At 37.9% G+C, this 409-nt stretch carries 1 protein-coding gene; it reads left to right on the top strand.

Features of this window, described 5'->3' with window-relative positions; translation table 11 throughout:
• On the top strand, positions 1-326 hold a 326-nt coding region (locus tag G4417_RS16615), incomplete at its 5' end, for an RNA-guided endonuclease InsQ/TnpB family protein (RefSeq protein ID WP_173684248.1).
• Between the last annotated feature and the right edge of the window lie 83 nt (positions 327-409).

Below are 409 nucleotides of genomic sequence, written 5' to 3'. Positions count from 1 at the left end.
TAAATCGAAAACCAAGATTTATATGTATTGAAGATCTGAATGTCAGCGGAATGATGAAAAACAGACATTTATCCAAAGCAGTTCAGGCACAGGGATTTTTCTGGTTTAGAAAACAGCTTGAATATAGGTGTAGCGATAAAGGGATCCAGCTTATTGTGGCTGATCGGTTTTATCCATCATCAAAGCTTTGCAGCTGTTGTGGAAACATCAAAAAAGATCTGAAGTTATCTGACAGAGTTTATAGATGTGCGTGTGGGAATATGATTGACAGAGATTTCCAGGCATCTATAAATCTCAAGACTTATGGAGAACAATTTGCAGGCTGACACTGAAACGTTAATGCAAATATGTACGGATACGTTAGTCCGGAATTTACGCCTATGGAGAGTACAAGAACTTGTGAGTAGAT

This window comes from Blautia wexlerae (assembly GCF_013300825.1).
Taxonomy (GTDB): Bacteria; Bacillota; Clostridia; order Lachnospirales; family Lachnospiraceae; genus Blautia_A; species Blautia_A wexlerae_B.
This window is presented reverse-complemented; position numbering and strand designations above follow the sequence as displayed.